Raw genomic sequence first — 1,145 nt, 5'->3', positions numbered from 1 at the left:
AACGCCACATTGGGGCGCATGAGCCGGGACGCCACAAACGGCTGATTTTCGGCCGAACGCGTCGCGAACGGCCCGTTCGCGACGCCCTGAGCTGGCTTTTCACCGGCGAGTGCGCTGATCCTTGGAAGCGTGAAGAGGGGAATCTGGGCACGGCACCCACTCGTTGCCGGCCACAAAGACAATCCGGCTGTCGTCCGCACCGCCGAACTCGAGGAGATCGGCATGAGACGCAGCAGCGTCTATCGCCGCTGCCTGCCCGGTGGTCCCTGGCGACGGCTGTTGCCGGGAATCATCTTGCTGCATCCGACCGAGCCGAACGACGAACAGCGCTTGCAAGCGGCACTCATCCGCGGCGGCGCCTCGGCGGTGCTCACCGGACTCTGGGCGTTGCGAAGACACGGGCTGCGGGAATTCCCGCAGCCCGACGATGTGCACATCCTCGTCCCGGACGAGCGCGAGATCACCAGTAGCGGCTTTGTCGTCGTCGAACGGACGACCCGGCTGCCCGACTCGATCATGCGAGACGGACTACCTGTCGCGCCGGTGTACCGAGCCGCACTCGATGCGGTACGCCGCTTCCGGGACTTCGACACCGTGCAGGCACTGCTTGCGGAGGCCGTACAGCGCAGGCGTTGCACGCCGGAACAACTCGACAAGGAGCTCCGCCTCGGCAGCCAACGCGGTTCGGCTTTGGCCCGACGAGCCCTCCAGGCGATCCTCGGCGGCGCGGAATCGGTTGCCGAGGCCGAAGCCTGGGAGATCTGGAAACTCGCTGAGCTGCCACCGGCCGAATGGAACGTCCGGATCTTCGACGAGCAAGGCGAATTCATCGCCAAGCCGGACGCGTGGTGCGACGACATCGCGTTCGCCTGGGAGATCGACTCCCGCAAGTGGCACAGCGAGGGAACCGGCTACTCCGACACCCTGGCCCGGAACGCCCGGTACACCGCGGCCGGGATCACCTTCCTGCAGACGTTGCCGATCCACCTGCGGACCGAGCCGGACCGGGTGATCGCCGACCTGCGCTCGGCCTACGCGGCGGCGCAACGGCGCCCTCGTCCACCAGTGAGCTGCCGCCCTTAGCTCGCCACAAGCGCCCCAATGTGGCGTTGGTTGCGTCCAGCGCACCCAATGTGGCGTTCGGT

At 67.1% G+C, this 1,145-nt stretch carries 1 protein-coding gene; it reads left to right on the top strand.

Features of this window, described 5'->3' with window-relative positions:
- Positions 1-129: 129 nt before the first annotated feature.
- Positions 130-1,083: a hypothetical protein gene (locus ACWEVN_RS48000; protein ID WP_452055733.1), complete on the top strand. Its 954-nt coding sequence runs from the start codon at positions 130-132 to the stop codon at positions 1,081-1,083.
- Positions 1,084-1,145 lie beyond the last annotated feature (62 nt).

It is taken from the genome of Amycolatopsis sp. NPDC003861 (assembly GCF_053605405.1).
Note: the sequence above shows the minus strand (reverse complement) of the source record. Positions and strands in the feature narration are given on the sequence as shown.